General features: G+C 44.2%; 18 protein-coding genes and 2 pseudogenes. 11 read left to right on the top strand and 9 right to left on the bottom strand.

The window, feature by feature from the left end:
- The coding region (locus tag B092_RS0103210) for a transposase (RefSeq protein ID WP_018573803.1) at positions 1 to 200 on the bottom strand (200 nt) is incomplete at its 3' end.
- A 137-nt stretch (positions 201 to 337) separates the two neighbouring features.
- Here B092_RS0103210 and B092_RS13540 point away from each other — a divergent pair.
- Positions 338 to 559 carry a hypothetical protein gene (locus tag B092_RS13540; protein ID WP_018573802.1) on the top strand — a complete coding sequence of 74 codons (222 nt, stop codon included), beginning with the start codon at positions 338 to 340 and terminating at the stop codon, positions 557 to 559.
- Between the two features lie 166 nt (positions 560 to 725).
- On the opposite strand, the gene B092_RS0103200 is transcribed toward B092_RS13540, so the two are convergent.
- Positions 726 to 1,328, bottom strand: a complete 603-nt coding sequence (locus B092_RS0103200; RefSeq protein ID WP_018573801.1) for an FmdE family protein — start codon at positions 1,326 to 1,328, stop codon at positions 726 to 728.
- A 209-nt stretch (positions 1,329 to 1,537) separates the two neighbouring features.
- On the opposite strand from B092_RS0103200, the gene B092_RS0103195 reads away from it, so the two are divergent.
- Positions 1,538 to 3,391, top strand: a complete 1,854-nt coding sequence (locus B092_RS0103195; protein WP_018573800.1) for an ATP-binding protein — start codon at positions 1,538 to 1,540, stop codon at positions 3,389 to 3,391.
- Positions 3,392 to 3,431: 40 nt separating this feature from the next.
- Here the strand turns inward: B092_RS0103195 and B092_RS13535 are convergent, their stop codons facing one another.
- Positions 3,432 to 3,659 carry a helix-turn-helix domain-containing protein gene (locus B092_RS13535; RefSeq protein WP_232244312.1) on the bottom strand — a complete coding sequence of 76 codons (228 nt, stop codon included), beginning with the start codon at positions 3,657 to 3,659 and terminating at the stop codon, positions 3,432 to 3,434.
- 217 nt (positions 3,660 to 3,876) lie between these two features.
- On the opposite strand from B092_RS13535, the gene B092_RS0103185 reads away from it, so the two are divergent.
- From B092_RS0103185 to B092_RS0103175, 3 genes and pseudogenes are all read left to right on the top strand, one after another.
- Positions 3,877 to 5,439 carry a Fic family protein gene (locus tag B092_RS0103185; protein ID WP_018573799.1) on the top strand — a complete coding sequence of 521 codons (1,563 nt, stop codon included), beginning with the start codon at positions 3,877 to 3,879 and terminating at the stop codon, positions 5,437 to 5,439.
- 96 nt (positions 5,440 to 5,535) lie between these two features.
- Positions 5,536 to 6,969: pseudogene (locus B092_RS13530) on the top strand (FMN-binding glutamate synthase family protein); the annotation flags it as partial.
- A 567-nt stretch (positions 6,970 to 7,536) separates the two neighbouring features.
- Entirely contained in the window at positions 7,537 to 9,885 is a 2,349-nt protein-coding gene (locus tag B092_RS0103175; protein ID WP_115148623.1) for a mechanosensitive ion channel domain-containing protein, read from the top strand.
- Positions 9,886 to 9,896: 11 nt separating this feature from the next.
- On the opposite strand, the gene B092_RS0103170 is transcribed toward B092_RS0103175, so the two are convergent.
- The 3 genes and pseudogenes from B092_RS0103170 to B092_RS0103160 all read right to left on the bottom strand — a co-directional run bounded on the left by B092_RS0103170 (position 9,897) and on the right by B092_RS0103160 (position 12,060).
- Positions 9,897 to 10,268, bottom strand: a complete 372-nt coding sequence (locus tag B092_RS0103170) for a helix-turn-helix domain-containing protein (protein ID WP_018573796.1) — start codon at positions 10,266 to 10,268, stop codon at positions 9,897 to 9,899.
- A 3-nt stretch (positions 10,269 to 10,271) separates the two neighbouring features.
- Positions 10,272 to 10,575 (bottom strand): annotated as a pseudogene (locus B092_RS13525) (type II toxin-antitoxin system HigB family toxin).
- Positions 10,576 to 10,632: 57 nt separating this feature from the next.
- The gene (locus tag B092_RS0103160; RefSeq protein ID WP_018573795.1) at positions 10,633 to 12,060 is read right to left on the bottom strand and encodes a Fic family protein; all 1,428 of its coding nucleotides are present in this window, start codon (positions 12,058 to 12,060) and stop codon (positions 10,633 to 10,635) included.
- 334 nt (positions 12,061 to 12,394) lie between these two features.
- Here B092_RS0103160 and B092_RS0103155 point away from each other — a divergent pair, with 334 nt between their 5' ends.
- The 5 genes from B092_RS0103155 (at position 12,395) to B092_RS0103135 (ending at position 17,693) form a co-directional block, all read left to right on the top strand.
- Positions 12,395 to 13,783, top strand: a complete 1,389-nt coding sequence (locus tag B092_RS0103155) for a bifunctional enoyl-CoA hydratase/phosphate acetyltransferase (RefSeq protein WP_018573794.1) — start codon at positions 12,395 to 12,397, stop codon at positions 13,781 to 13,783.
- A gap of 17 nt (positions 13,784 to 13,800) precedes the next feature.
- The gene (locus B092_RS0103150; protein WP_018573793.1) at positions 13,801 to 15,012 is read left to right on the top strand and encodes an acetate/propionate family kinase; all 1,212 of its coding nucleotides are present in this window, start codon (positions 13,801 to 13,803) and stop codon (positions 15,010 to 15,012) included.
- 38 nt (positions 15,013 to 15,050) lie between these two features.
- Complete coding sequence (locus B092_RS0103145; protein WP_018573792.1) at positions 15,051 to 15,911, top strand: alpha/beta fold hydrolase; 861 nt, start codon at positions 15,051 to 15,053, stop codon at positions 15,909 to 15,911.
- 33 nt (positions 15,912 to 15,944) lie between these two features.
- Positions 15,945 to 16,415 (top strand): YaiI/YqxD family protein, encoded by a 471-nt coding sequence (locus B092_RS0103140; RefSeq protein WP_018573791.1) that lies wholly within the window; start codon positions 15,945 to 15,947, stop codon positions 16,413 to 16,415.
- A 318-nt stretch (positions 16,416 to 16,733) separates the two neighbouring features.
- Entirely contained in the window at positions 16,734 to 17,693 is a 960-nt protein-coding gene (locus B092_RS0103135; protein WP_018573790.1) for an Abi family protein, read from the top strand.
- Positions 17,694 to 17,738: 45 nt separating this feature from the next.
- On the opposite strand, the gene B092_RS0103130 is transcribed toward B092_RS0103135, so the two are convergent.
- The gene (locus B092_RS0103130) at positions 17,739 to 19,136 is read right to left on the bottom strand and encodes an SLC13 family permease (protein ID WP_026253570.1); all 1,398 of its coding nucleotides are present in this window, start codon (positions 19,134 to 19,136) and stop codon (positions 17,739 to 17,741) included.
- Positions 19,137 to 19,286: 150 nt separating this feature from the next.
- Between B092_RS0103130 and B092_RS0103125 the strand changes: the two genes are divergently transcribed.
- Positions 19,287 to 19,637, top strand: coding sequence for a Rap1a/Tai family immunity protein (locus tag B092_RS0103125; protein WP_018573788.1), 351 nt, complete (start codon positions 19,287 to 19,289; stop codon positions 19,635 to 19,637).
- Between the two features lie 80 nt (positions 19,638 to 19,717).
- Here B092_RS0103125 and B092_RS0103120 read toward each other — a convergent pair whose 3' ends face one another.
- Both B092_RS0103120 and B092_RS0103115 read right to left on the bottom strand, forming a co-directional pair.
- Positions 19,718 to 21,757 carry an acetyl/propionyl/methylcrotonyl-CoA carboxylase subunit alpha gene (locus tag B092_RS0103120; protein WP_018573787.1) on the bottom strand — a complete coding sequence of 680 codons (2,040 nt, stop codon included), beginning with the start codon at positions 21,755 to 21,757 and terminating at the stop codon, positions 19,718 to 19,720.
- Between the two features lie 18 nt (positions 21,758 to 21,775).
- Positions 21,776 to 23,383, bottom strand: coding sequence for a carboxyl transferase domain-containing protein (locus B092_RS0103115; protein ID WP_018573786.1), 1,608 nt, complete (start codon positions 23,381 to 23,383; stop codon positions 21,776 to 21,778).
- Between the last annotated feature and the right edge of the window lie 30 nt (positions 23,384 to 23,413).

The raw sequence follows: 23,413 nt of genomic DNA, 5'->3' as shown, positions 1-23,413 counted from the left end.
AGCTTGGTCTCAGCAGACCAGTTATCCGAATTGCGTTTTTTTGACATGGCATTACCTACTAAATTGACTTGTTTCAGCCAATTATAAAGGGTTGAGGTAGGAATGCTCTCTTGCCTAGCTAGTTCGCTAAGACTCAATGTGTTGTCACTATGAAATTTATTGATCACTGCGTTCTTACGCTCTAGTGAATAACGGCCCATAAATAGTATCCTTACCGCTCTCTTGATTTAAATTTAGAGGGTGACAACTATCCTGACATAGAGAGACAGAGCTTGTTTTCAAGATAAGTGGACGAGTTGAAGGCTTAACTGAGAGAGCTAGAGAAAGCATCAGAATATTGAATTTAGGGGATTCTGAACAAAACAACAGAGCCTTAATAGAAAAAAGAAAACAGCTTATTAGTGCATTATTAATTAATTCTGGCCTTGAACCTCATGACCTAGTAGAAGATGACGATCTTTTGAACTTGGTTATTGATGACCTCTCACAACCTATTAATGGGAAATTGCAAGCCTATGCACCAGTGGTTGTGAATATTTTAAAGAATTGGTTAGCTTGATTAATCGTTATTTTTATCTTCTTTAGCGTGTTTGTTTCATCTGGTGAATTTAAAGGGAGAATAAAACTGATAAACTCAATTAATCCATTTTACTCTAGAGGCTGCAATAGTGTCTGAGGATAACTTTGAAACCAAAACGATAAAGGAGAGTGACTAAAAAAACAAGTCACTCCTTAAAAACCACCAACTCCGGATGCTCAGCTTGTTCAAAAATTTGCTTAACCCGCTCTTGCCATGCCTTGGCAAAGGCTTGTTTGCCTTCGATAGGTGTATCGTCTTCCAGTGATGCTAGTAAGTTAGGCATCAGGTCGGCAGGTGCTGGTACCACGGAAGAATTAAAGTCGACAGTGACATTAGCACCACTATCAAGACGAGTAAATTTAATAGCACCGTTAATTGCTCGATTAAAATGTAGCAGGTTACGACGGTCAAATTTGCCCTTAAGTCCCTTGAATCCATTGTCAGTGGTGGCACCTGTAATCATTGAAACCACATTAGCCATCACACCGGTCACGCCTTCAAGTAGGTCATTTTTAAACTCCACCTGAATGTTGCCACGCTCGGGCAAATCGCTACCATATAGTTTTTGTAATGCCTTAACCGTCATGAGATAAGCACCAGCAACGGTGGGGCAGGAGTGACCGGCAAGTTTGACAATATCGCTATAAGTGTATTGGATAACGCCTTGCTCGGCAGCGCCAAGAAATTCGGCCAGTGGATCGCGTAGGCTAATCGTGGGAACTTGTTCAAAGAAAGCTGGAAAACTCATGATGGCTCCTGTCAGAAGAAGGGGTGGCTATCTACACTTTAAACCATCAGTCTGTATTTGTACGTGAAAACCTGAGTGGGGATGTGGCTATGTAGAGTCAGGGCAGTTTTAATATTTGAAGGAATAAGCTGATACACTTATTGAAATTAATTTAATTGGGCTTTAAATTAAATGACTGACAGTGCGTTAGACGATAAGGAATAAAAGATATGCGTAATGCTCAAGATTTGCTTGATGAACTCAATGAGGTAGATGAATCTACGCGTATTGAAGCTAAGCGCGCTAGTGATGTGGGTAAAGCAATTATGGAAACAGTTATTGCTTTTGCTAATGAGCCAGGTTTGGATGGTGGATATCTCCTATTAGGTGTTGATTGGGTTACTAATGAAAAAGGAGATACTATCTATACACCTGCAGGCTTGCCTGAGCCTGATAAGGTGCAGCGTGACTTAGCAAGTCAGTGCGTTACTATGCTTAATATTGCTTTGCGCCCAGAAATGAAATTGGAGCAGCTTGAAGGTAAAACTGTATTAGTCGTGTATGTGCCGGAGGTTGACGTAAGTTATAAACCTGTCTACAAAAAAGCTACGGGTTTGCCAAGAGGAGCATACAGACGGATAGGATCCAGTGACCAACGCTGTGTCGATGAAGACCTATGGGTGCTACGCGGCTCAAATCAGCTTGTACATGGCCCTGATTCTAGTGTTTTTCCTGATGCAACTATTGAAGATCTTGACCCAGCAGCTATAGAGGCTTACCGTCGTGAGCGTAGGCACATTAATTCGCATGCCGAAGAGTTAAGTTATAGTGATGAAGAAATGCTTGAGGCGCTAGGAGCATTAAAACGAGTTGATGGCAGTTTACTGCCTACCTTGGCCGGTATTTTGTTGTTTGGCAAGCCCATGTCTTTACGGCGAGTTTTACCGATGGCTAAAATTGATTATATTCGTGTGCCTGGTTTAGAGTGGATGGAAGATCCTCACGAAAGATTTCAGTCTATCGAAATTAGAAAGCCGTTGTTGTTAGCGTTGCCACAAGTAGAAGCTAGTATCGTAGATGATTTGCCGAAAGGTTTTTATTTGCCTGAGGGGCAATTACAAAGTATACAAGAACCGATTGTACCGAGAAAGGTTGTTCGTGAGGCGCTGGCTAATGCTGTAATGCATCGTACCTATACTAAACATAGTCCGACTCAGATTATTCGTTATAGTAATCGTATTGAAATTCGTAACGTGGGCTATTCCCTCAAGCCTGTCAATCAATTAGGCTCACCTGGGTCATGGCCCCGCAATCCGGTTATTGCTGCTGTACTACATGACTTGAACCTTGCTGAGGCGAAAGGAACAGGGATTCGTAGTATGAGAAAACTAGCAGCAGAAGCAGGGGTTACATTGCCAGAGTTTCACTCTGATCGTGAAGGCGATAGTTTTTGTGTAACGATATTTTTGCATAACCTGATTAATGAAGATGATCATGTTTGGTTACGAACATTGACGACAGAATCGCTTGATGAGGAAGAGAGGAAGGTGCTTATTTATGCTCGTGCAACCGGGGCGGTAGATAATACAGCGTGCCGTGACTTCTCTGGAATGGATACTTTAGCGGCTAGTCGAGTACTGAGACGTTTACGAGATAAAGGTTTACTTAGTAAGCAAGGAGCAGGGAATAGGACTTACTATACTCTTAATCAGTCTCTTACTGTAGAAGATGGTTCGCAGAGTATTGATGATGAGCTTGCAACCTTTCCTCCCGAGCTTGCAACCTTTCCTCCCGAGCTTGCAACCTTTCCTCCCGAGCTTGCAACCTTTCCCCCCGAGCTTGCAACCTTACTTGCAACCTTGCAAGGTCGTTCTAAAGCTCAAAGCTTACGGGATGGGATTAAACAGCTTTGTGCATGGCAACCCATGACAGTTGAACAGCTTGCAACCTTATTAAATAAGTCACGTGATTATTTGCGAAATAAGCATCTTATTCCGATGGTGGAACAAGGGCAGTTACGTTTTCTTTATCCCGAAAGTGCTAATCATCCACACCAAGCGTATGTAAGCGTGGATAAGGAGTAATGTTTTGTCTAGAACAATGGAGAAATAGGGTGGCTTTACTTTAGCTTTCGACTAATTCTTGAAGTATTTCTGGGTGTTTGATGGCTACAGCTAATAAAGTTTGTGCTGCGCCTGATGGCTTTCTTCGACCTTGCTCCCAAGCCTGTAAGGTGCGAACTGATACCCCCATAAGAGCTGCGAATTGTGATTGAGAAAAGCCTGATGCTGCCCGCGCTTCTGCAACTGGAGAATAGACAACAGTACCTTGGCCAGATTTTAGTTGTCTTATAGAGGTTAATAGTTTTTGTCCTAGCGTTGAATAACAGTGTTTTGATAATTGTATACATTTATTTCAATAACCTATCCATGCTCTTGAGTTAAGGTAATCGTTTTTATGCAAAACACCTATTTTCTAATTGATTTTATGCATCTATAATTGACTTAATAGTTTTTAATCAGAAAATAATCGTTTTTATGCACTCAATAGTGCTTCATAGGGGCAACTCATGGATGAGCTTCTCGTCGATCCTATTGGTTTGGCATGGTTGGCCAAAACATATCAAATTACACCTATTGTGCGGATGCCAGTGCAGAGTCAGATTGGTGGTCGGCGACTGACAGAAGTTATCGATGGTTATCGCATAGAAACTTATCAAGAAAGTATGCGACCAGCAGATACGCCAGCAGCGCATTTGCAATTTCATTTGAGACATGAAGTTCTTCATTTAGAGTGTTTGTCACGCTTATTTGAAAGAATTGGTGGGAAATTTATCCAGGCATGGGTAGATGCTGAACCCACGGGACAATATGCGCGTCGAGCAGCTTTTTTATATGAGTTGTTAAGTAATGACACCTTACAGTTGCCAAAGCGTGTCGGCGGTAACTATGTTGATTTATTGGATAGTACTAAATTAGTTGTAGCTTCAAGTGCTTCTGTGATCAAGTCATCGCGATGGCGTATTAATGATAATTTGCCAGGTACACGTTATTTTTGCCCAATGATTGTTAAAACTGATGCTCTTATACAGGCTATGGAGCTAGATGTAACCGCTCTATTTCAGAGTTTGGAAGCCGAGTTTGGTGAAGAGTTGTTAAGTCGCGCCGCCGTATGGATGACTTTGAGGGAAAGCAAGGCTAGTTTTGCCATAGAAGGTGAAGAAGATCGAACTACTCGTATTGAGCGTTTTGCTGACATGATGTCGCGTCGTACAGGTCAAGGGGATTTACCTTTAAGCCATAAGATGCTTGCACAGTTGCAGGCTGACGTTTTAGGTGAAAATACGGTGGTCACTAATTTTGGTGTGCGTCAATCTCCTGTTTTTATAGGAGAAAGTGTTCGTTATCAAGACATTGTTTATTATGTAGCACCACCAGCGGATGAGGTGGCCAATATGTTGGATGGTTTGCGTGTTTTTTTTGAACGGACAAAAGGGCAGTCATCAGTTATGCGTTGTGCCGTGATAGCTTTTGCTTTTGTTTATATCCACCCTTTGGCTGATGGTAATGGCCGTATTCATCGTTTTCTGATTAATGACATATTACGCCGTGATGGGGTGATATCCGATCCTGTTATTTTGCCAATATCAGCTGTGATTAGCGATGATGCAGGTGAACGTCGAAACTATGACAATGTATTGGATGAAATATCCAAGCCGTTGATGCGGGAGATAAGTGAAGATATTTCATTTACTTCTACTTATACTACTTATCTTGACGGAATAGTCTCTAATTTTCAGTTTAGTGGTAACAATAAAGCACGTCCCGTGTGGCGTTATCCAGATATGACTTCTCATGTTCTGTATCTTTCTAATATTATAAGACGTACTTTAACTGAACAAATGCGTGAGCAATCGCAGTATTTGCGTAATCATCTACGGGCCCGCACTGCGCTTAAAGAAATTGTAGAAATGCCCGATCAGCAAGCCGATCGCGTATTGCGTTCTATCGAACAAACTCAGGGTGAGTTAAGTAATGTCCTTGCCAAACAGATGCCAGTGTTACGGGAGCCTGGGATATGGGAAGCTATTGTTGAAGCGGTTAGACAGGCTTTTCGTGAAGAGCCAAGGTAGTCGATGGTTAAGCTCCTCCTCTGTCACACTAGTTGTCCGATCGTTTTATATATATATTTAAAGTTGTATTGAAGGGGGGTAAATACACCCCTTTCTTTACTTGAGTCTATTCGCCCTGAGATTCGGCAGTATTTTTTAGAAAGTGATGACGATAACTTACCGTTTTCACGGGCTCAGCGCTCGATTGTGTATCAGCGAGCCAAGCAGCAGATCGATAAGCGTCCTTTTGGCACTATTGAAAATGTCTATAGCGAGGGTTATGAGTGGGTCAATCACTCCCTGCAAACGACAAAAATTGATAACAGTGATTTTAAGACAACGGTTGGTGGGCCGGACTGTACGCAGACCTATGACTTATCAGCGTTGAATATTTCTGCTATGAGTTTTGGGGCTTTATCGGCCAATGCGGTTTTGGCGCTCAATCGTGGTGCGGCTAAGGGTGGTTTTGCACATGATACGGGTGAGGGTGGGATTAGTCGCTATCACTTAGAGCATGGTGGTGATTTAATTTGGAATATCGGTTCGGGTTATTTTGGTTGTCGTGATGCCGAGGGTAATTTTTCACCAGAAGAGTTCGCTAAGCGCGCCGCTTTGCCGCAGGTAAAAATGATTGAACTCAAGCTGTCACAGGGTGCGAAGCCTGGGCATGGTGGTGTTTTGCCAGGCGCCAAGGTGACTGAAGAAATTGCGCAAGCCCGTGGCATACCGGTCGGTGTGGACTGTAACTCACCGGCTAACCATAGCGCCTTTAGTACACCGCTTGAGCTGATGTATTTTATTCAAGAGTTGCGGACCTTGGCCAAAGGTAAGCCGGTCGGTTTCAAGCTCTGTATTGGACATCCTTGGGAATGGTTCGCCATCGCCAAGGCCATGCTAGAAACTAATATCACGCAGGACTTTATTGTGGTTGATGGTTCCGAAGGCGGTACGGGTGCTGCGCCAGTTGAGTTTGCCGACCACATGGGCGTGCCACTTAATGAATCCCTGCGTTTGGTACATAACACCTTGGTCGGGATTGGTTTACGTCAGCAGATTAAGATTGGTGCCTCCGGTAAGATAATTTCCGCCTTCGATTTGCTCAGAACCTTTTCGTTGGGTGCCGACTGGTGTAATAGTGCCCGCGGCTTTATGTTTGCTGTGGGCTGTATTCAGGCTCAGGCTTGTCATACTGGGCACTGTCCGACTGGTGTGGCGACCCAAGACCCTATGCGTCAAAAGGGTTTAGTAGTATCTGATAAATCAGAGCGAGTCTATAACTTCCACCGTAATACCTTGTTGGCTCTAGCTGAGCTACTGGAAGCCGCCGGACTGAAACATCCGTCACAGCTGAGAGCTCATCACGTGGTGCGCCGTATTTCGGATTCACAGGTTAAGCTATTGTCTGTGCTGTATCCGGAGATTGACGAGGGGGATTTGTTAGTTGAGAAATACCGCTTCAGAATCTTTGAACTAGCTTGGCCTTTAGCGCAAGCGGCGTCTTTTGAGCCGAGATATCCTTTAGAGAAGATCATACGTGAGGCGTATGCTTAGTTGAGTGCGGGAGTTGTTAAGATAAAGCTGCAAAATAGCCATTTACTACTAATAACCCCCTTTTTCTTAATAAGTTACTTTGAGGGCGGACAAATCCATACCTAAACGTAGCTCATATTGTTTCTTCTGGCAGTATATTTTCAATAGGCTAATTAAGAGGCGATTCACTTGGTGTTATTAATCAGGCGTTAGCAGGATAAAATTATCCCACTATCAAAAAGCATTTAAATAATCTAAAGGCTGCGGGTTGGCTTGAGCGTGTTGGTGGAACACGTGGGCATTGGGAAATTAAGAAAAAATAATCATAAGAGCGTTCGGCACTCTCTCATAATATGGTTGCATCTTGTATCTGATGGCGACTTTCGTCACCCTCTCTGCTTATGTTACCGTAGGGGTTAAAAATCCATATTTTTGAAGAATATATTTAACAGAGGGAGTAATCTCGTGCCTGTACCGTCCATGATAATCCAAACATCATCATTGACTCAGTTCCATAGGGAAAAATGGCCACACGCTGTTTTGGGGCTTCTGCTGAAGCTGTTTTTATTACTGTCTTTTGCGCTTTTTATGGTGTTTTCTGTTCAAGCACAGCAGACTGCTACAGAAGCACCTGCAAGTGGAACCTCTTTAACTCAGTTAGCCGATTTGCTAGAAAATGAGCAGACTCGTAATCAATTAATTGAGCAGTTGCGAGCTCAGGTGCCTGAGAATCCAGGTAAAGCGAGTCTTCTGTCAGCAGTGGAGGGTATGGATGATTCCTTACCCAGAAAAGTGGCAGATAGTACGCAGGTTTTTTTGACAAAAGTACTCAATGACCTTGGCCATACGGCGGATGCGGTTGGTGCTATTGCCCGTGGTGAGGAGGTCGAAGGGATTAATATGCCGCGTTGGAAGACTGCATTATGGAATTTAGCCTTAGTTATTGCAGCCACAATAGTCGCTTTTGTGGTGATTCGTCTGCTTGCTTCTCGTGGTTTTCGGTGGGTTAATAACCGGCTTAAACATGCCCCACCGGTTGAGGGGCCGCCTATTCGTCGGCAGGGTGCTGCTTTCTTAAGAAAAAGTATGGCTGTGATTGCTGCACTTCTGATGGATGTGCTTGGCGTTGCGTTGGCTGGGATCGTTGCTTATGGCGTTATCTTGTTAATCGCAGGAGAGGGTGAGGTCGCAGGCACCTTTGAATCACTTTTTGTTAATGCTTTTATTGTGGTGGAAGTGACTAGGGCGTTAGTGCGGACTGTATTTGCAACGCGTTTTCCGAAATTGCGTTTGTTGGCCATGTCCGATGAGGCTGCGCAGTACTGGAACCGATGGCTTGGTGTCTTGGTACAAGTGGTTGGATACGGCATGCTGTTAGTGGTTCCGGTGGTGTCTGCTCTGTTTACAACGGCATTCGGTAGCATGGTCGCTCTGCTGATTATGTTGGGTGTTTATATTTATGCAGTCAGAGGGATTTGGAAAAATAGGATTGAAGTACGTGATCGTGTGATTGAGCGTTCTAAGCAAGCTTCTATGGCTTTTTTCGGCACACTAATGCGTCTGTTCGCTAGAATCTGGCATGTCTTAGCCATTATTTACTTTACTGTGTTACTGGTCGTCAGTCAGATTGATACTGATAATGCTTTGCCTTTTATGGCACAGGCAACCTTGCAAAGTATTGTGGCAATTGTGCTAGGGCTGATTGTATCAGCAGTACTCACTACAACGCTGAGTCGACGTATCCATTTATCCGAGGACATGCGTACTCGTCTTCCTTTACTGGAAGCACGAATTAATTCCTATGTACCAGCTATTCTAAAAGGTTTGCGTCTTTTTACCATCGTGGTGGTGCTATTGGTTGTGTTTGATGCGTGGCATGCTTTTGACTTGGCTGCTTGGCTAGCTTCCGATTCTGCTCAAGCCCTCATCAATATGCTGGTGCATGTGGCGATTATTTTGCTATTTGCAGCGCTAAGTTGGACCATTCTTGCGAGTTTTATAGAGAACCGTTTGAGTGGAGTGGGTCAGCAAGAGCCCAGTGCCCGTGAGAGAACCTTGCTGTCGTTATTTCGTAATGCAGCGCTGATTTTGATTATTACTATGACGGCCTTGGTGCTGCTGTCTCAAATAGGGATTAATATTGGCCCTTTGATTGCTGGTGCCGGTGTGGTGGGTTTAGCCATTGGTTTTGGTGCACAGAAATTAGTGCAGGATATTATTACCGGTGTGTTTATTCAAATTGAAAACGGCATGAACGTCAATGATGTGGTTGAAGCTGGTGGTGTGTTCGGTACGGTGGAAAAAATGACGATCCGTTCGGTTGGCTTACGCACGTTGGATGGTGGTTATCACCTGATTCCCTTCTCCTCTGTGGATGTGGTGGTGAATCATATGCGCGACTTTTCTTATCATATGGGTGAGTACACCATTGCTCACCGAGAAAATGTGGACGAAGCCATTTATCACTTAGAGCAGGCATTTGCCGAGTTGATGGAAAATGATGTCTTGGCACCAGAAATTCTAGAAGAGATCACCATTCCTGGGGTAACGGCGATTAATGAGCGCGGCGTCACTATCAGGGTCTTGATTAAAACTACGCCTGGTATGCAATGGGCAGTTCAGCGTGGCTACAATCGCTTGGTTAAAAAGCACTTTAATGCCGCTAATATTGAATTGCCATATCCGCATACAGTGGTTTATTTTGGTCAGGATAAAGATGGACAGGCACCCGCTGCCAATATAAATGTCGGACGTATGAGCAGCAAAGCACGTACTGCTAAGGGACGTGCAACGGCAGCCGGACATACGCCATCGCGCTTGACGCCTGCAAAAGAAGGAACGGAAGATGTGCTTGGTAATGAGCTTGAGCAGGTGGTGACAGATGAAGACAATGAAGAGGATTTGAGTTTGGCGGCTAAGCCGATGCCGGCTTCGTAGTGGGGGTATGCTTAGCTACTTGCTGGTGGTTGGATTAGGATTTCAGCGGGAATACCAAGCCCTTTGTGTAATCTCCATATCATGGCTAAAGTTAAAGGACGTTTGTGATTGAGGATCTCGTATACTCGGTTACGGCGTCCGATCATTGGCTCTAGATCTTTAGCAGTCAGTCCGTTTTGCTCCATTCGAAACTTGATGGCTTCAATGGGATCAGGGCGTTCTATAGGAAAGTTTTTTGTTTCGTAAGCTTGAATTAAAGTACTTAAAACCTCAAGTTGCTCGCCTTCTGCTGAGTTAATATCAGGATCAAGCTCAATAAGACGGGAAACTTGCTTAAGTGCGTTCTTGTAATCTGATTCAGTGCGGATAGGACGAATTTGCATTTTTTACTCCATATCGATTGTTTCAGCATCAATTTTGTCGTATTCCAAATGTGTCGCGATAAATTTGATGTAAACAATGCCTAATTTATAAGCGATAGCAACAATTAATCTGTAATCATTTCCCTTAATATTAAATACAGCACGTCGATTTTTTTAAGATGCTTGCATGGCGGTAATAAGCTTTAATATCAGAGGGTTGAGTCCATGTGGCTTTACTAGCCTCATCAAACCACGCTTTAAGCGGCTGCTCTGCATCAGGATGTTTTTCCCAGAACTTACGTAAGGTTTGAGTTGAGATAATTTTCATGAGATTTAATTTTAGTCCCAAATAGGGACTACGTCAAGTTAAACATAAAATCAACACTCACTGTGAGTGATTAAGTGCTAGTGTCGTTGATAAGCGCTCAAGCAGCTTAAAGCCCTTTTCCGTTAGGCGGTATTTTTGAGTCGGGCTGCGTGGAGACTCGGGCTGAGTCATTTCAAGCAGACTTGAGTCGAGAGCAGGATGTAAATAGTTTTTTCTAAAACTAGGTAGATGCCTTAATTGCAGTAAGTTTAATAACTCCTGAGTACTTAGTTCATTGTGATTTAAAACAAGTAGAAGTCTTTTTACTTGGTCGCTTACTTGATCGGTCGCTTGGTCGCTTGTGCGGTAAATTGAGGTTTTTCTAATGTCCGATAAAAAATCTTGATGCGCTGCTTTGATAGGTAACTTAATTCGCGTGAAGTTATCTGTGAAAACAAAGTTTTCTCTCTCATAGTGCGCCAGAATACGCTGCACCCCTGTTCCTAGTTGCTCAACTAGTTCAAGATCTTTGAACACTCGCATGAGTTCTTTGTTACGAGGAATAGAGTAGCCTTCAAAAAACTCTTCTTGGCTTAAACCCTCAGGTAGGCTGCCTGCTGAGGTTATTTCTAAACGGTCGCTAAAGATTTCAAACTTGGGTGGTACCTCACGGGTATAGTCATTATGAATCATGGCATTAATGACCGCTTCACGCAAAGCCACAGGCTCCCAAAGGCGCGATTCAATTCGGTTCTTGGCGGTGATTAAGGTGCTTGTCGTATTTTCAGTTTCAAGTTTGTGTAATACACTCAGTGTTGCTTTGATTAGGGAGCTGTAACCATATTCGTTACTCTCTATTAAGTGAACACGTGTAGTATCTGCATACTTGGCGACTTTGATGGAAACAGCATTTTCATCAGCGAGTAGATAGCCAGCGTAGTTTAGCTCACCTTCTTCGGTGAGTAATTCGAGATTTTTCTTGAATTGCTGATTTAAGGGTTTTCTCTTTTCTTCGTAGTAAATGCGCAATTGAGCAAAACTCAGCTCTTGACGATGAGATTTGATTTTGCCAATGGAGTTACGAGTTCGACCTGCAAAAAGTCTATCAATCTGATTTTGCTTCATAGGCTCGGCAGCGCTGCCTAAGCGTATAAAGCAGCCTTTCTCTGTCATGCCGTATTTCTGTTTAAAATAAGGCTTTTCACTGCCACTGGCGATAATCAGTTTGATCACTTCTGTACCTTGCCAATTATCGACAATCACATCAAATAACCCCATGGCCGAAGGCGCAATGTTCATCTTGATGCGGTCTTTGATTTTTAACATGTCGCTATCGATCGCTTGATTACTCAGAGCCTTTGCGTGCTGGTCAACACCGATATAAATAAAGCCTCCCTCAGCAGAGTTGAGAAAAGCAATCACCTCTTTTTCTAAATCGAGAGCGGGTGTCAGCTCGCGTTTAAACTCGACTCGATGTGTTTCGCTGGAAGAATGGTTGATAGTCATAAAAAAATTAAAGTTCAGCAGGAATTAATCATATTCTTCACATGATACCTTGTTAGTTCTCAGAGACTCGTAGCTATGCTAAAAATGTCCATGTACCGATCTTTTTGAAGACCTAAGGTTTAACATTTGAGATACCTCATGTTTAGTAGAAATTGTCAAAAACAGGTCATGAGCGCATGTTAGTATTATCTTATAAAAGAAATAATTTTTAACACCTATTAAAAGGTGTGGAGTTGGGGACGCTAGTTCGATTTTTTTGGTGGTTTTTGTGTGTCACGGCTAAGCGATTTTTTATCAAAATGAGCCATTTTAAAAAGAGTAAGGAATTTAAATTATGCGTCTAGTAAATCGCACCTTCGATGAGTTACAGGTTGGCGATAAAGCCGAGTTACGTCGCCTGATTACGGTTGATGATTTATATGTTTTTGCTTCAGCTTCCGGTAATTACAACCCGCTCAGTTTGCCAAATCATGATCTTGACGGTGATGGTGAACCGGAAAATATGGCACCGACGATGTTTGTAGCTTCTATCGTTTCTGCGGTGGTGGGTAATATTTTACCTGGTCCGGGTACTGCTTTTAAGGACTACCATTTTGAAGCGCATGAACGTGCCCATCCGGGTGATGAGATGCTGATTGAGGTTGAGGTCACTGATAAAAAACCCAAGAACATCGTCAGTCTTAAGTTATCAGTAACACGTACCTCGGATAATGTCCTGATTCTTGATGGTCATGCCGATGCGCATGCCCCGACCATTAAGTATGAGCGTGATAATTTGGCGGTACCGGGTTTGTTGGTGCAGCGTCATCGCCATTTTGAAGAGTTATTACGTCGTGCCAAGCAGTGCGATCCGATTCCAGTGGCGGTGGTTTGCCCACATAATAAAAACTCCCTAGGTGGTGCGGTTTTAGCGGCTAAAGAAGGCATTATTATTCCGATTCTTTTGGGTAATGAGCAAAAGATTCGTGAAGCAGCTGAGAAGCTCGGTGCTGATATTTCCGGTATGGAAATTATTGAGGTGCCTGGTAGTGATCAGGATGTGGCGACGTATGCGTGCAAGATGGTGCATGAGGAACGTGCTGTTTCTATCATGAAGGGCCATTTGCACACCGACGATTTACTACGTGCCATGTTGAATAAAGAGAGTGGTCTGCGTGTTGGTCGTCGCTTTACTCACGTCTTTATTATGGATGCACCAGGTCGCCCAGAGCTGTTTTATATCAGTGATGCAGCGATTAATATTTACCCTGATTTAAATACCAAAGTCGATATCACGCAAAACGCCATTGATTTAGCGGTTTCTTTAGGTGTAGAAGCGCGTGTTGCCGTATTATCTGCGGTTGAAGTGGTTAATCCAGCGATTCAGTCTTCCGTTGATGCAGCGCTATTATCAAAAATGGCCGATCGCGGGCAGATTAAGGGTGGCCTGGTCGAAGGTCCTTTAGCCATGGATAATGCGATTGACGAAAATGCTGCGCGTACTAAAGGCATTGTTAGTGAGGTTGCCGGTCGTGCCAATATCCTTGTGATGCCAGACTTGGACGCCGCTAATATGTTCTTTAAGCAGATGACTTATGTGGCTCATGCTGAGGGTGCAGGTCTAGTATTGGGTGCCAAGGTACCGGTGATTCTTAACTCACGCTCTGATAGTGAGATGTCCCGCCTAGCCTCTTGCGCAGTAGTTTGCCTGCAATATGCGAATCAAAAGAAAGCATCAAAATAGCTTAAAAAGGAGTCATTATGAGCGAAAATAATGTAAAAAATAAAGGCTTTTTAGCGCTTAATGCGGGTTCATCCTCTTTGAAGTTTGCGCTTTATGTGGCAACTCAGGATAACCCAGTGATGGTTGGTAATTGTGAGCGTATCGGTAGCGGTGGTACCGTCAAGCTGAAGGGAGCAAGTGGTGAGGCTCTGGATTTGCCTGAAAATTGCGATTTGCAAAATCATCAGGCCGCGATGGAAGTGGTGATCGCATCGCTTAATCTGCATTTCCCGGAGATTGAGGTAGCAGCAGCCGGTCACCGTGTTGTGCATGGTGGTGATGCGTATGACGGTCCCGTGATGCTTACCCCTGAAGTACTCAAAAATATTGAGTCTTTTAGTAAGTTAGCGCCATTGCACCAACCGCATAATCTGTCTGGTATCTACGCGGCGATGGAGTATTTTCCAGAGATTCCTCAGCTCGTTTGTTTCGATACGGCCTTTCACCGTACCCAGGAGTTTGAGAACAAGGCTTTTGCCATCCCTTATGAGTTATATGAAAAGGGAATTATGCGCTACGGCTTCCATGGTTTAAGCTATGACTATATTAATAGTGAGATAGCACGTATTGCTCCTGAACTGCATCAGGGTAAGGTAGTGGTGGCTCATTTGGGTAATGGTACTTCTCTATGCGCTATTGATAATGGTAAGAGTAAGGCGACAACCATGGGGTTTACAGTCCTTGACGGTTTACCGATGGGTACTCGTTGTGGTCAGATCGATCCTGGTGTTTTGCTTCACTTATTAGAAAGTGAGGGCTATAGTGTGTCGGAGCTTAGCCGTATGCTTTACTATGAATCTGGCTTACTCGGTTTATCTGGTGGCTTATCTAATGATATGCGTACACTTAATGAAGCCGGAACCGAAGAGGGGCAGCGTGCCATTCGTTATTTTGTTAATAAGGTTCGCTCCGGTATCTCAACCATGGCAGCCACTATGCAGGGAGTCGATTTAATTGTCTTTACGGCTGGAATTGGTGAAAACTCTGCTGAGATACGTAGACTAGTATGTGAAGGTTTAGGTTGGATTGGCGTGGACTTTGATAATGAGCGTAATACCGAGGGTGAAGGCCAGCGTTTAATCAGTACCGATGACTCTCGAGTCAAGGTGATGGTGATTCCGACGGATGAAGAGTTAGTCATTGCTCGTGCAGCCAGGGAGTTAGTGGGTCAACGTGCGGCTGTAGCCTAACGTAATAGCAATAAAACAAATTGTGGAGATCAAGATAGATGAGTAGTGAAAATCGCCTTACATTAAAAGATGGCACCACGATTTTTTATCGTGATTCACATCCTGAAGGGTATGAGGGGTTGACCGTTATTGCCTTGGCCGGTTTAACTCGTAATAGTCAGGATTTTGATTATTTGGCTGCTCATTTTGATCCTGCAATTCGTTTATTGCGAATTGATAGCCGTGGTCGTGGCCACTCTGACTGGACCGATTACACGACCTACACGGTGCCGCAGGAGTCTGCTGATGTGTTGGAGGTGATGGATCAATTAGGCATTGAGCGTGCTGCCTTTATCGGTACCTCGCGCGGTGGCCTGATTTCCATGACCTTGGCTTATGCGGCATTGGATCGTATTGTTGGCGTGTTGTTCAACGATATCGGACCAGTACTGGAGCTTGAGGGACTGCGTAAAATCGGTGATTACCTAGGTGTGTTGCCTGAGGTTAAGACTTTGGAGGAAATGGCCGACGTCCTCAAAGCTTCTCGTGTCGGTTTTTATCGTGTGCCTGACTCGCGCTGGTTAGAGGAAGCGGAAAAGCAGTATTTACAGGGTGAAAACGGGATTGAGTTGTTTTACGATCCTGCCTTGCGTAAGGGTTTTGTCGAGAGTATGGTCGATGTCGATGAGGTGCCACCTATCTGGCCTTTATTTGACTTGCTTCAGGATAAGCCTTTAGCCGTGATTCGTGGTGAAAACTCCGATCTTCTGAGTGCTGAGACGGTAGTCGAGATGCAAAAGCGTCACCCAGGTATGTTAGCGTGTACACTCAAAGACCGTGCTCATGTGCCGTTTTTAGATGAGCCTGAGGCTTTAGAGACGATTCGAGCTTGGTTGGATCAGTGTCAGCAAGCTGTTTAAAAGTTCAATTCTTTTTAGTTTATCAGGATTTTTATGCATATTTGGGTCGATGCGGACGCTTGTCCAGTCGTCGTAAAGGAGATTCTTTTCCGAGCTGCACAGCGTTGGCAACAGCCTTTGACGCTGGTTGCCAATCAAATGCTGCGTACACCACCATCACGTTTAATTAATGCAGTACAAGTCCCTCGTGGCTTTGATGTGGCCGATGACTACATTGTGCAACGAGTGCAAGCGGGCGATTTAGTCATCACGGGTGATATCCCCTTAGCGGCAGAGTTGGTTGATAAACAGGCCTTTGTGTTGAGTCCTCGTGGTGAGGAGTTTAGCGTTAATAATATTCGTGAGCGCCTATCCATGCGTAATATGCTGGAGGAACTGCGTGGCTCAGGCGTGGAAATAGGTGGGCCGGCGGCTTTCAGTTCTTCGGATCAGCGTGAGTTTGCCAATGCCTTGGATCGGCTGATGATGAAGCTAAGTCGAGAAGCTTCAGCAGGCTCTAGGTGAGTGTTTTTACTGCGGCCAACCAACTAGAGGCTTTTTAGTAGTTCCATATTTTCATTAGCAAGAATAGCTGCCTGTACTCGACTGCGTAGATGCTGTTTAAGGTGGACAAATTGATACCTAAACGTAGATTTTGTTATTTATTCGTGCATGATTAAGGTTGTGCAAAATATTTTTGCACAACCTATAAGTAATAGATGCAAAAACGGGTATGTATTAATTTGACTTCTGTAGATCTTCGTTATATTATTAAGGTGATACACCCGCTATGCCTCTCAACGATGCACACTTTAGCGGGTTTTTTCTTTTTAGGGGTATGGTATGAGTAACTTTCGGAAGCCATCCTTTGATATGAAACGGCAAATCTCTAAACTTGAGGAACGTGGTCTTATTATTAAGGATAAGACAAAAACTCGACATTATTTGGCAAATATTAGCTATTTTCGTCTATCAGCTTATGCTATACCATTTTATATCCCTGCTCAAAAAGTTAAGCATTTTCTACCAAATACAGAGTTTAACGATATTCTGAGTCTGTATGTATTTGACCGTGAGTTACGTTTAATTATTCTTGATGCGATTGAACGAATCGAGGTGGCTTTAAGAGCACAATTAGGCAATACATTAGCAGACAATTATGGACCCCATGGTTATCTTAATTCAGCTATTTTTAATACTAATTATGCTCATGATTGGCTAATGGATAAACTTGAAAGAGAGGGTGAAAAACGCGAGGTTGAAGTGTTTTTAAAACATTATCTTAGCAAGTATCCTTCTTCACCTAAACAACCTCCTATCTGGATGGCTTTAGAGTTATTAACATTTAGTGAGGTTTCTAGATTGTTTGCAAATTTACGAGAAACTCAAGACATATCACCCATAGAACAATCCTTTGGATTGAAGATGCCTGTTTTACGATCATGGTTTCGTTCTTTGGCAGATTTACGCAATTTATGTGCCCACCATAGTAGGGTTTGGAATCGAGAGTTTGGCACTAGACCGATGATTCCAAAAAATAAGCCTCAGAACTGGCCGTCAATACCAGTTACTATATCTTCTGGCTCAAGTAGCTCACCTCTTCAAGAAATAGCACCGATTAATAGATTGTATTTTCAGCTTGTTATTATTGAGTCATTAATGAGAGTTATTGCTCCAACAAGTCGCTGGTCTGTCAGGTTAATTGCCTTACTTGATAAAAATACTAATATTTCGCTGCCGCATATGGGTTTCCCACCTAATTGGAAGAGTGAGTCATTTTGGCGAATTGCTTTGAATGGCTGATGATGAAACTAAGCAGAGAAGCTTTAGCAGGTTCAAAGTGAGTTTTTATTTAGGCCAACCAAGCAGTCCCCACCATAAATAATCCAGCGGAAATAACACGACAACCGTCAATAAGGTTAACGGCAGTGTAATCTTCAATAATTTGTGTAAAGGCTCCCCTGAAAGCTGCATGGTCACGATCAATGGACCAATTTGATAGGGAAATATCACGGTAGAAAAACCGAGAACTTGTATCATCAACGCTGAGCGTAGAGAGAAACCGGTGGTATCAGCAAAGTCCATGGCCATGGGCGTCAGTACGGTCGGCACACCAGGGATGGTAGTCAGTAAGCCGGTGATGGTTGTCATGATGGACAGAGACATAAAGTTCAGAAAGGTTTCGCCACTTTCTTCAGGTAGTAATTGAATAAATGTCTGTCCCATAGCCGTCCCAAGGCCTGACTCATTAACTAAGGCGCCTAGACCCAAGGCGGCAGCAACAAAGACGACGGTGGCAAAGTCAACCGAGGCATTAAAGTTTTTCGGTGCGACCACACCCCATTTAGGTAATAATAAAATCACCGCAGTGGCTAATCCGACCCAAGCGGGGTTGATGCCATGAATTGAGTCCGTCATCCAGAAAATGAGGGTCAGTCCAAGCAATATAGCTACTTTTTTCTGCATTGCTTTATTACCGTTCTGTTCAGGATCATTGTCTTCTTCAGTTTTTTCAGTGATATTGATTTCAGCTGGGAAAATTTTAACCACTAAAAAAATAATCAAAAAGGTTTTAAGTACGCCAAGTACTGGGAAGTGGAGTAGTAAGTACTCCATGTAGCCAAACTGCATGTTGAATAAATTATCACTGGCACCGGCTAAAATCATATTAGGGATATTGGCCGGTAAGATCGCAAAACCTGGCATATTGCAGGCAATAGCGAGTGAAGTGGCGATTCCTAAACGTCCATTACTCCCTTTTTTAAAACCGACATGATTGGCAAGCGCCATGCCAATTGGGATCATGACCACGGCTCGGCCTACTGAAGAAGGCATGATAAAGCTTAATAAAACAGCGCTGATCACAAGTCCTGTAATCATGCGTGGGTAGCTGCCAGTCAGTTGTGGCGCTATCATCGACGCCATCTTTTTACCTAAACCAGAGGTGGAGATTGCGGCGCCAATGACAAAACCGGAAATGATAAGCCAGACCGCCGTTGAGCTAAAGCCAGAAAATAAGATATCGGCTGGTAATAGATTAAAAATTGCCGCTAAGGCAAAGAAAATCAGACCTGTAAGAAAGGGAGGAAATAAACCGGTACTCCAGCTAGCTAGGGTGATAAGGACTAAGGCAGCACTATGAGAAAAATGTAATGGATAACCATCAAATGGAAAGAGGACGATAAATAAAGCCGCCACCATGGCGACTAGTCCGAGACTCTGTCTAAAATTGAAATTTAGTTGCATGGTTGTTAAGCAGTAGCTAAAGGGTGGTAATAAAAGGTTTGTAGCTTATTGTAGCAAGATCTAATATAACAGATGAGTTTTGATTTAAATGTCTTTAATCTATTAATCGCTCTACAATGGAATCAATAAGTTTTTACATTGGGGACTATTATGATGAAATACCTCTCTGCTCTTATGTTAAGCCTTAGCTTACTCACAACCATGGTTTCTGCTGAAGAAAGGCGTGACTGGATGATGTCTGGTAGCGAATTATTAAAAAATTTAGGGGCTAATGAAGCAAGCCAGAAACTGTTCTCAGATCCCAGTTTACTTAATGCTCAAGCGCAAGGTTATGTGCTCGCGATCGCTGATACAGAGAACTGGTGTTTAAAGAGTCAAGTCTTGCCACATGAGATTTATGTTCAGGTGTTTACATATCTAAATACACTGGATGAAGTGGCTCTAAGGGCTAATGCGAGTGAGCTAGTCAGGCAAGCTTTGTACCTCAAGTGTGAGTCATGAATAACTCAATAGTGCAAAAAAAGGGGATGCTTGTTTATAAAGCATCCCCTTTGAACTTTAATGCGCTGACCGTATGTAACTTAGTCGTCGCTATTAAGCTTAATTAACTCCGCACCTTCGGTTACTTGGTCACCTACCGCAAAGAATAGCTCTTCAACGGTGCCGCCTGTATCGGCCGTAATCGAGTGTTCCATCTTCATGGCTTCCATCACTAGCAGTACATCACCGGCTTCAACGCGGTCACCGACATTAACCAGAATGTTAATGACTTTACCGGGCATAGGGGCGGTTAGGCCACCACCGCCTAGCTCATCACCTTCAGCCGCATGTGCTAAGGTATTAGGCACTCTTAGGCGAATTTGACTTTCTTGAGTGTAGAGGTAAAGTTCTTCACCTTCATGCACCACTTTAGCCTGGCTCAAATCCCCGTCAAGTCCCAATTTGATATCAAAGGTCAGGCCATTGTTGCCAGAGGTGTTGACATCCCAAGTAAGCTCGTGGATAACACCGTTAATTTCCAAAATCCAGTCATCGTTGCTGCGCTGTGTAATACGGAGTGGGTATTCGTTATGATCATCCTCTACGGTGACCGTGGTGCCTTCTCCTTGGCGGACACGCCAGTAATCAGCACTAGCCCATGGGTCAATGTAGCCTATTGGTGCGTTTTTAGCGGCACGGCTATGCTTCAGACCGTGTTTGGCCATATAAGTTGCGGCGACATAAGCCAATGCTTTGCTCGATACGGATTGAGCAGGCGGGAAGAGGCTAGCGTGGTTCTTTTCGATTAAACCCGTGTCCAGATCTGCATTAACAAAGGCCTCATTAGTTATTAAACGATGTAAGAAGGATACGTTAGTATGCAGTCCGATAATATGCGTCCCTAAAAGCGCTTGGCACATACGAGCAATGGCCTGCTCACGGTCAACACCCCACACAATCAGCTTGGCGATCATGGGATCATAGAATGGACTAATGCGGTCGCCCTCGCGAATTCCGCTATCAACGCGAATTGGTGCATTGATAAAGCTCAGGTGCTCTGGGAAGCTCAAGTGACTCAGTTGACCAATTGAGGGCAAGAAGTCGTTATCTGGGTTCTCAGCGTAAATACGTACTTCAATGGCATGGCCATTAATTGCTAAGTCAGCTTGTTGAACCGGAATCGGCTCCTTATTGGCGATGCGTAATTGCCACTCCACTAGGTCGTAGCCAGTAATCATTTCAGTCACTGGGTGCTCTACTTGTAGGCGAGTGTTCATCTCCATAAAGTAGAAGGTGCCGTCTTGCTCCGCAATGAACTCGACGGTACCAGCGCCCACGTAATTAACTGCACGAGCGGCATTGACAGCGGCTTCACCCATGGCGCGACGACGTTGTTCGGTCATGCCGGGGGCGGGTGCTTCTTCAATGACTTTTTGGTGGCGACGTTGGACTGAGCAGTCACGTTCAAATAAATACACGTAATTGCCAAACTCATCACCAAACACCTGAATTTCAATGTGACGAGGTTTAGTAACGTAGCGTTCAATTAATACGTGATCATTGCTGAAACTATTGATGGCTTCGCGTTTACATGACTCCAGCATGCCGATAAACTCATCGCTGCTATTGACGATGCGCATGCCTTTACCGCCCCCACCGGCACTGGCTTTAATTAAGACGGGGTAGCCGATACTATCTGCTTGTTGATGTAAAAAATCGGGATCTTGGTTATCACGGTGATAACCAGGTACGAGCGGCACACCAGCTTTTTCCATCAAGGTCTTAGCGGCTGATTTGGAGCCCATGGCAGCCATTGCTTCAGCCGAAGGGCCAATAAATGTGATGCCGGCTTGTTGACATGCTGCTACAAAATCACCGTTTTCAGCTAAAAAACCATAACCGGGGTGAATGGCCTCGGCCCCCGTTTTTTTAGCTGCCTCAATAATGGCATCAATACGTAAATAACTTTTGGCAGGTTCAGAACCACCAATATAAACTGCCTCATCGCAGGCCTCTACGTGCGCTGCATGACGGTCAGCATCAGAATACACAGCAACCGTTGCAATGCCCATTTGACGAGCGGTGCTGGCGACACGGCAAGCAATCTCACCGCGGTTAGCAATTAGGATTTTTTTAAACATAAAGCAACTCCGCTGAGGTTAAATACGGAAAATACCGAATTTGGTATCTTCAATTGGGGCATTAAGCGAAGCCGATAAGGCTAAGGCTAAAACACGACGAGTATCGGCGGGTTTGATAATGCCGTCATCCCACATCCGCGCACTGGCGTAATAGGGGTGACCCTCATGCTCATATTGCTCACGGATGGGCGCTTTGAATTGCTCTTCTTCTTCAGTAGACCAAGTCCCGCCTTTGCTTTCGATACTATCCCGTTTGACTGTCGCCAAGACACTGGCTGCTTGCTCACCGCCCATGACGGAAATTCGAGCGTTAGGCCACATAAATAAGAAGCGGGGATTAAAGGCACGGCCACACATACCGTAGTTACCAGCGCCGAAGGAGCCACCGATTAGCACAGTAAATTTAGGCACCTTGGCGGTTGATACGGCGGTGACCATTTTGGCACCGTGGCGAGCAATTCCTTCGTTTTCATATTTGCGACCGACCATGAAACCAGTGATGTTTTGTAAGAAAACTAATGGAATCTTGCGCTGGCAGCAAAGCTCGATAAAGTGCGTGCCTTTTTGTGCAGACTCTGAAAATAAAATACCGTTATTAGCAATAATACCGACTGGCATACCTTCGATATGAGCAAAACCGCAGACTAAGGTTGGTCCAAATCGTGCTTTAAACTCATCAAATTCAGAGCCGTCGACAATACGAGCGATGACTTCACGCACATCAAATGGCTTGCGTGTGTCTGCCGGAATAATACCGTTTAACTCCTCAACATCGAATAAAGGAGCACGTGGTGCGATGGTTAGCAGAGGGTTGTGTTTTTTGCGATTTAAGCGAGAAACTGACTGGCGTACAAGCTGTAAGGCATGGCTGTCATTTTGTGCTAAATGATCGGCCACACCGGATAAGCGAGTGTGTACGTCACCGCCACCAAGGTCTTCGGCATTGACCTCTTCACCTGTGGCCGCTTTTACTAGCGGTGGCCCACCCAGGAAAATCGTTCCTTGGTTATTAACGATAATAGACTCGTCGGACATCGCTGGGACGTAAGCGCCACCTGCTGTACATGAACCTAGAACGGCAGCAATTTGGGGAATGCCTTTAGAAGACATCACCGCTTGATTGTAGAAAATGCGGCCAAAGTGATCGCGGTCGGGGAAGACTTCATCCTGTTTTGGCAAGAAAGCGCCACCGGAGTCAACTAAATAAACACATGGCAGATTGTTCTGTTCGGCAATTTCCTGAGCACGGATGTGCTTTTTGACCGTCATCGGGTAGTAAGTACCTCCTTTGACGGTCGGATCGTTACAGACGATAATACACTCAATGCCATTGATACGACCAATACCGGTGATCAAGCCGGCAGCAGGCGAGTCATTGTTATACATATTTAAGGCAGCCAGAGGAGACAGCTCTAAAAAAGGGCTACCCGGATCGAGGAGCTTTTCTACGCGATCTCGTGGCAACAACTTACCGCGCGCTAGGTGTCTCTCTCTTGCGCTATCACTTCCGCCTTTGAGGTTAATCGCGAGCTTTTCGTTTAGATCGTCGATCTGTCGTTGCATAGCCTCCTTATTTTCTTGAAATGATTGGCTACGAACATTAATTTGACTTTTAAGAATAGGCATTAATCTCCTCCAAAACTTAAGTGCGCCTAT

Origin of the sequence: Oligella ureolytica DSM 18253 (assembly GCF_000373745.1) — a bacterium.
Lineage (GTDB): Bacteria > Pseudomonadota > Gammaproteobacteria > Burkholderiales > Burkholderiaceae_B > Oligella > Oligella ureolytica.
This window is presented reverse-complemented; position numbering and strand designations above follow the sequence as displayed.

What these genes read in the sequence shown, in the direction of transcription:
- B092_RS0103150 (WP_018573793.1), top strand. Translation starts at nt 13,801, where the DNA reads ATGAGCGAAAATAATGTAAAAAATAAAGGCTTTTTAGCGCTTAATGCG.
- B092_RS0103130 (WP_026253570.1), bottom strand. Translation starts at nt 19,136, where the DNA reads ATGCAACTAAATTTCAATTTTAGACAGAGTCTCGGACTAGTCGCCATG.
- B092_RS0103200 (WP_018573801.1), bottom strand. Translation starts at nt 1,328, where the DNA reads ATGAGTTTTCCAGCTTTCTTTGAACAAGTTCCCACGATTAGCCTACGC.
- B092_RS0103170 (WP_018573796.1), bottom strand. Translation starts at nt 10,268, where the DNA reads ATGCAAATTCGTCCTATCCGCACTGAATCAGATTACAAGAACGCACTT.
- B092_RS0103155 (WP_018573794.1), top strand. Translation starts at nt 12,395, where the DNA reads ATGCGTCTAGTAAATCGCACCTTCGATGAGTTACAGGTTGGCGATAAA.
- B092_RS0103125 (WP_018573788.1), top strand. Translation starts at nt 19,287, where the DNA reads ATGATGAAATACCTCTCTGCTCTTATGTTAAGCCTTAGCTTACTCACA.
- B092_RS0103195 (WP_018573800.1), top strand. Translation starts at nt 1,538, where the DNA reads ATGCGTAATGCTCAAGATTTGCTTGATGAACTCAATGAGGTAGATGAA.
- B092_RS0103120 (WP_018573787.1), bottom strand. Translation starts at nt 21,757, where the DNA reads ATGTTTAAAAAAATCCTAATTGCTAACCGCGGTGAGATTGCTTGCCGT.
- B092_RS0103115 (WP_018573786.1), bottom strand. Translation starts at nt 23,383, where the DNA reads ATGCCTATTCTTAAAAGTCAAATTAATGTTCGTAGCCAATCATTTCAA.
- B092_RS0103140 (WP_018573791.1), top strand. Translation starts at nt 15,945, where the DNA reads ATGCATATTTGGGTCGATGCGGACGCTTGTCCAGTCGTCGTAAAGGAG.
- B092_RS0103135 (WP_018573790.1), top strand. Translation starts at nt 16,734, where the DNA reads ATGAGTAACTTTCGGAAGCCATCCTTTGATATGAAACGGCAAATCTCT.
- B092_RS0103185 (WP_018573799.1), top strand. Translation starts at nt 3,877, where the DNA reads ATGGATGAGCTTCTCGTCGATCCTATTGGTTTGGCATGGTTGGCCAAA.
- B092_RS0103145 (WP_018573792.1), top strand. Translation starts at nt 15,051, where the DNA reads ATGAGTAGTGAAAATCGCCTTACATTAAAAGATGGCACCACGATTTTT.
- B092_RS0103160 (WP_018573795.1), bottom strand. Translation starts at nt 12,060, where the DNA reads ATGACTATCAACCATTCTTCCAGCGAAACACATCGAGTCGAGTTTAAA.
- B092_RS0103175 (WP_115148623.1), top strand. Translation starts at nt 7,537, where the DNA reads ATGGTGTTTTCTGTTCAAGCACAGCAGACTGCTACAGAAGCACCTGCA.